This window comes from Sphingobium fuliginis, from assembly GCF_004152845.1.
In the GTDB taxonomy this organism is placed as follows: Bacteria; Pseudomonadota; Alphaproteobacteria; order Sphingomonadales; family Sphingomonadaceae; genus Sphingobium; species Sphingobium fuliginis.
In genome coordinates this window covers 22,529-28,717 of sequence record NZ_SEON01000014.1, presented here as the reverse complement: position 1 = coordinate 28,717, position 6,189 = coordinate 22,529, and the positions used below count along the sequence as shown (strand labels likewise).

Here is a 6,189-nt window from a genome sequence, read left to right as displayed (position 1 = left end):
GTAGAGGAGCGGATCGACCTAATGCCCGCGCTCGCCAATCCTCTTTACAAGCCGATGGTACCGGACGATCTTATGACTAAAGTCGACGACGTACTATATTACGCCAATGATGTGTCGCAACCAGACAGCTAGGGTGTGGTGACGAATTAATTATTTGAGCCATAGCATGATGCTCGCGAGTTTGACGAAGCCGAGAAAGTTTGCGGCGAGTTTGTCGTAGCGGGTGGCGATGCGTCGTCATTGTTTGAGCTTGGCGAAGAAGCCTTTGATGCCCCACGCTGCTTGTAGGCGATGCGATCGTAGCGGTGCTGGTATGTGCGATGGCGACGGGGTCGCGCAGATAGGCGACGCAAACGCTGACGACGTCGCCGTTGCCGATGAAGGCGAGGCGCTTGCCGGCGCCCAGCCGGCGACGACATCGCTTTGTATGACCAGATCACCGGTTTTCATATAGATCTGGTCGAACTCGCGCAGCGGGCGGGGGCGATTGTGCACCACGTCCTATACCTTGTTGATTGCCTTTAGCAGGTCGATGCCGGACATGCGTTTCCTCTCATCCCTGATGCCTGGTGCCGCGCGCGCTATGCCTCGTTTGTTCAATCACTTGGGCGAGCTGGTCGAGCAAGCGCGCACTTCGCTGCGTCAGCGCGGCATCGAAGCGCTTGGCCCAACCGCCCTCGACGTCGCGCGCCTGGGCCAGCGGCGCGATGACCGGAACCAGCCGTTGTTCAATGAAGCGTCGCGCCGAGGGACCGATGAGATCGAACTGTGCCAACAGCGCAGCCAGGTCGTCAGACGCAATGGCATCGGGATGGTCGGCGGTCCCGATCTTGAAGGACAGATTGTGATTGTGCGCGGCGCTCAGCGTGATGGGTACCAGATCGTACAGGGGCGCGAGCCGGGGCGCGGCGCCAGCCTCATAGAGCAAGGCATGGTTTTTCGCGTGATTGTCTGTGTTGCCGATGGCGAGGTTGAAGATCGTCGCACGCAGGAATGCGTCGATCGAGAGCGCCGGACTCTCGGTCTGGCGAAGGACAGTCGCGATGGATATTGTGTCATAGCGATAGCCCTCGCGGCCTTCGCGTTCATATTTGAGGCGGGGCGGTAGGCCAAGCGCCTGCGCGAAATCCTCCTGATGGCGCCGATAGACGGTTCCGTCGACCACGACACGGTCGTAGCGGGTCGACAAGATGACTTCGTACTGGTCGATCCAGAAGGACCGGGAGGGCGCGGCGTCAAGCCCGACATGATCTGCAAGGCTCGCGCAGACCGCTTCGTAAAAGGCTTCGCGCGGGAATGCGGTCTCGGGCACCTTGAGGATGTGCGTTGTGGGCGCACCGCATCCAGGCTTCGGGACCGCGTAGCGATCGCCCGGCAGGAGCGTCAGCGCCACCTTACGCTGATAGCCCGACACGGGTGATGGATCACGTAGTTCGCCTGGGAGCGGCTGATCATTGCCGAGACGACGAACTATGTCGACGAGTTGATCGGTGTCGATCAGGTCATAGTCGCGTTCGAAGATGCCAGGGATCTTTATCCGCTCCGTTCCCGTGGGAAGACACGACAACGCGCCGGACAGGTCGGCGCCGAGATGAAACAGGATGCCGGCGATATCGCTGCGCTCCAGGCGTTCGCGAACAATCAACTGATCGAGCTGGTTGTTCTCGGGCAGCAAATTCTGGAAGAAGGCGCGCGCGATGCGGTCGTCATAGGCGCGCTCGTCCAGTGGCAACGAAAGCGAGATGGGATGCGCGGCTGCTGTGTCGAGATAGGTCTGCGCATAGGTGAAGGTCAGATCGCCCGCATCGCTGCGCGCGAGTGTCCCGACCGGCTGGTCGAACGCCTCCAGCCAGACGTCGAGCGTCGTCACGATTGGCGGGGCCGCGCAAAGAGGTCGATACCAGCGGCAAGGCAGCACCGCAGCAAGCGCTCCGTTTCGACGCTGCCTTTGCCCGCTTCCAGTTCGGAGACGAAGCGACGTCCGACGCCAGCGATATCGGCGAAGCGCTGCTGGTTGAAGCCGAGGCGCACTCGGGCCTGTCGCACGAGATCGCCGATATCGGCAACCGAGGTGACCACGGTGCCGCGTTTGCGGTCTTCGCGTGGGCCGGGTTCGATTGGCGTCGAGTGGACTGCAGGTGGCGTCGGCCCGGGGGGCAGTGCGGGCTTGCCTCGCGCGATGGGCGCAAGAGTAGATCTTCCCCCGCCGAGGATGTCCGAAATCGCAGCCTGGTCAGTCCCAGATAGCCCACCGGCGCCACGCGATCGCACCGCATTGCTCAGCGAGCCTTCGCCAGCGAGATCGATCGGTGATGAATGTGAAGACTTTGCCACGATATGCTCCTGAGCGGGAGCAGATAGGCCGTTTTATCCCATTTGGCAAGAAAAATGATCCCGCTCGGTATCATACTCAGCCGAACCCGGTTCCTGTACGGGAGCAAATTCAAACGCAATGCAAAACGCGAAATGAACCGCTACCGTACGGGAGCACGCCATGGCGCAAAGATGCGCACTATCTGCCGTCAGATGCTTAATGGGGCTCGTCATTCCAGATGAATTCGACCCGTTCGCCGAGAAGGGGTCGCAGACCAAGGCGCCGGGCGATGGCGAAGCGCAGTTCCGCGCGGCCGGAGGGAGATTGGCCGAGGCTCTGCTGCTTGGAACAGAAAAACCGGGGTTGAATGTCTTCGATGGGTGTGCGCCGTGCAAAGGCGGCACTTTCTAGTGGGTGAAAGGCCCACCCGGCGATGCTCCAGCCGGAAGCAACCGGGGCAGGCATGGAGGTGACGATATGTCTGAAGCCCTCGGATGACGGTCACGTAGGTGACCGTGCGAGCGTACAGGCCGTAACGTGAGTGAACGCTGAGCAATCCTCGAAAAGGACGATGTGCAGGCCGACCCGTTAACCCTTACGGGGAAGGTTGATATGGACGGGCAAGTTTGAGCGACGTTTGAGCCCGTCTGCTGCACCGGGGTAGTGGCGATAGCATGTACGCAAGGAAAGTGCACGCAACACGGGAAGCCCCATGGCGTGCCGAGGGATCGGCAACCGGACGCCCGCGAGGGATGGGACGGGCGCGATGGGGTGGCGGAGAGGCCCGTAGTACCGAGGAAGTCGGGTAATGCCGGTGGAGGGAAGGAGCCTCAGTTCAAGATGAACGCAACAAGTGGTAAGGGGCAGGAGATTGGGAAACCTATCAACTCCGAAAAGCGTCCAGAAACTGCAGAAGGCGTTGCACGCGAAAGCGAAGGCAGAAGCCGGCTATCGCTTCTACGCGCTGTACGACAAGATCAGCCGCGATGACATTCTGGCCCGTGCTTATGCCCAGTGTCGCTCCAACAAGGGCGCGCCGGGCGTGGATGGACAGGACTTTGCGGACATCGAGGAATATGGCGCCGAGCGGTGGCTGGCGGAACTGGCGCTTGCGCTCAGGGAGGAGACGTATCGGCCGGAACCGATCAGACGTGTCTACATACCAAAAGCCAACGGCAAACTCAGGCCGCTGGGCATTTCCACCGTGCGGGATCGGGTCTGCATGACAGCAGCGATGCTGGTGCTCGAACCGATCTTTGAAGCCGACCTTCCACCGGAAATCTACGCCTATCGAGCCGGGCGAAACGCCCAGCAGGCCGTGGTTGAGGTGGAAGAGCAGCTGTTCCGTGGCCGTCCGGATGTCGTGGACGCCGACCTTGCCGACTACTTTGGCACCATCCCACACCTGGAGCTGATGAAATCAGTGTCGCGCCGGATCGTCGATCCGCGCGTGCTGCATCTGATCAAATCCTGGCTGGAATGCGCTGTCGAGGAAACGGACGACAGGGGGCGGAAGAAGCGAACGACGCAGGCGCGCGATCAGCGGCGCGGTATCCCGCAAGGATCACCCATCTCACCGCTGCTGGCGAATATCTACATGCGCCGGTTCGTGCTGGGATGGCGGAAGCTCGGCCTTGGGCAACGCCTCGGCACGCGGCTCATCACCTATGCCGACGACCTCGTGATCCTGTGTGAGAAGGGCAACGCGGAAGCCGCGCTCGATCACATGCGCGGGCTCATGGAGAAGTTGAAGCTGACGGTGAACGAGGAGAAGACACGCATCTGCAAGGTGCCGGACGAAACGTTCGATTTTCTGGGATACACGTTCGGTACGATGTACTCCGCGAAAACCGGTAAAGCCTACATGGGCCACCGGCCATCAAAGAAAAGCATCCAGCGCGTGGTCGCAACGATCCACGAGCTTACGGACCGAGCGCGTACATGGCAGGATACCACATATCTGGTGGCCAAGATGAACCGGGTGCTGCGCGGATGGGCCAACTACTTCTCGGTTGGCACTACGAGCAGAGCATATCGGGCCGTCGACAGCTACGCAGTGGTGCGGTTGCGTCGGTGGCTGCGCGCCAAATACAAGACCAGACGACGGCGAGAGGGAGCCTATCACGACCCTGAGCTGTACGAGCGCTTCGGCCTCGTGCGTCTGGCTAACGTGGCCGCGGCCCGCCGTGGGTGAAGGCGTGATGTCTTGTCCGAGAGCCGGATGCGGGAGATCTGCACGTCCGGTTCGATGAGCAGGGAGTGGAAACGGACCGTCTGGCAAGCCCCACAGGCGCGCCGCACGACACCGCGCCACTTCCTGACTCTACCGACTGCGGAATTGGCTGCTACCGCCATTTCGGGCCGCTCCAGCACCCGGATAGCGATTCTGGAACGGTCATTCCGCGCATATGAGTCGCGCCTCCATATCCTTGTGCGGACACGGCTCTCGGCAGGAACGCTGTCCTGTGGCAGGCGACCATAAGGAGCGGGTATAAATTTCTTGCCCAGGCCGAAACAGGAGTGACGGCGATAGTTCAATTATCGGTGAACGCGCGGTCGAACTGATCCCGCAATGGCTTGGTGAGATAGGACAGCATCGATCGGCTACCCGTTTCAATGAACAGTTCGGCGGGCAGGCCCGGTCGGATTCGTAAGGTGGAATGCCGCTTCAATGCTTCTCGGTCGATCATGATTCGCGCAGGGAAAAAGCTATTGTGTCCATCGGGATCGCTCGTTCGCGATGGCGCCACGAAGATGACCCTCCCGGTGAGTTCAGGGGCTGCCGTGGAATTCAGCGAAGTGAATTTGATCCGAACATGCTGACCGTTGCGGACCTGATCGATGTCCATCGGGGTGATAGCCGCCTCGACGACCAACTGGTCCTTGTCGGGCACGACTTCCATGATCGTCTCGGCTGGGCGAATGACGTCGCCCGCAGCGCTAAAGGCGAGCTTGTCGATGACCCCGTCATAAGGCGCGACCAGCAGGCTGCGGTCATGCATGTCGGTGGAGGACAGGCTTTTGGACTGTTGCTGGTTGAGTGCGGCATTGACCTGGGCGAGCAGCGTGCCCGCATCGGAGCGCTTCTTCTGGGTCGCCTCCAGGATCTGGGCACGCGCCTCGCTGATGCGCGAACGGGCCTCGGCCATGTTCGCTTCCAGTGAGGCCGCCTCGCCATCGATGCTCACCGAGGTGCGTTCAAGCTGATTTTTCCGGGTGATGGTCACCAGCTGCTTGTCGTACAGTTCGCGCAGCCCGCGCAGTTCCGGCTCGATCAACCCGGCCTGACGACGCAGCGCCTCGACCTGCGCCTGCTGGCTGCGTATCTGCTGCTCATATTGGGCGATCCGGGCCTGAAGCTGGGCGATCAGCCCGGCCGCTTCACCGCGATGGAGCGCGAACTGGCGTTGCTCGTCCGCCATCGCCCGGATCGCGCCCGGATCGTTCCGTCGCGTCAGCAGGGCGGGAAAGGCGATATGGGCGGCGCCATTGCTCTCCGCCTCCAACCGGGCGCGTTGTGCGAGCAACTGGTCGACGGAAAGGTGGGACAGGTCGGCATCGCCGCCCGATACCTTGTCGTCGAGCCGGATCAGCCTGTCGCCCTTGCGCACATGCTGGCCGTTGCTGACGAAAATTTCCGCGATGGTGCCGCCATAGGGATGGGCGACGCGCTTGATCCGGGATTCGACCCCGATCTGGCCGGGGGCGATAACCGCCGCTCCCATAGGCAAGAATGCGGCCAGTCCGCCTAGTCCAAACACCATCGCCGCCAAGGCGACGCGCGCGCGCCTGATCCGGATCGGCAGCAGGGTGTCGGGATCATAGGCGGGTGAGGCGAGAATATCGTTGGCGACCGTCATCGGAACCTGGGACAT

At 61.5% G+C, this 6,189-nt stretch carries 5 protein-coding genes and 1 pseudogene; 2 read left to right on the top strand and 4 right to left on the bottom strand.

Annotation, left to right across the window (positions count from 1 at the left end):
- Positions 1–150: 150 nt before the first annotated feature.
- The 3 genes and pseudogenes from EWH10_RS21325 to EWH10_RS21310 all read right to left on the bottom strand — a co-directional run.
- Positions 151–332: pseudogene (locus EWH10_RS21325) on the bottom strand (transposase); the annotation flags it as partial.
- Between the two features lie 221 nt (positions 333–553).
- A complete protein-coding gene (locus EWH10_RS21315) occupies positions 554–1,870 on the bottom strand; it encodes a type II toxin-antitoxin system HipA family toxin (RefSeq protein ID WP_065846303.1) in 1,317 nt (438 codons plus the stop codon).
- Positions 1,867–2,334, bottom strand: a complete 468-nt coding sequence (locus EWH10_RS21310; RefSeq protein ID WP_204369917.1) for a helix-turn-helix transcriptional regulator — start codon at positions 2,332–2,334, stop codon at positions 1,867–1,869. The genes EWH10_RS21315 and EWH10_RS21310 overlap by 4 nt, the downstream gene beginning before the upstream one ends.
- Before the next feature lie 199 nt (positions 2,335–2,533).
- Between EWH10_RS21310 and EWH10_RS21845 the strand changes: the two genes are divergently transcribed.
- The gene (locus EWH10_RS21845; protein ID WP_065846302.1) at positions 2,534–2,725 is read left to right on the top strand and encodes a hypothetical protein; all 192 of its coding nucleotides are present in this window, start codon (positions 2,534–2,536) and stop codon (positions 2,723–2,725) included.
- Between the two features lie 460 nt (positions 2,726–3,185).
- Positions 3,186–4,508, top strand: coding sequence for a group II intron reverse transcriptase/maturase (gene ltrA, locus EWH10_RS21295; protein WP_065846301.1), 1,323 nt, complete (start codon positions 3,186–3,188; stop codon positions 4,506–4,508).
- 340 nt (positions 4,509–4,848) lie between these two features.
- On the opposite strand, the gene EWH10_RS21290 is transcribed toward ltrA, so the two are convergent.
- Positions 4,849–6,189 carry an HlyD family type I secretion periplasmic adaptor subunit gene (locus tag EWH10_RS21290; RefSeq protein ID WP_083199011.1) on the bottom strand — a complete coding sequence of 447 codons (1,341 nt, stop codon included), beginning with the start codon at positions 6,187–6,189 and terminating at the stop codon, positions 4,849–4,851.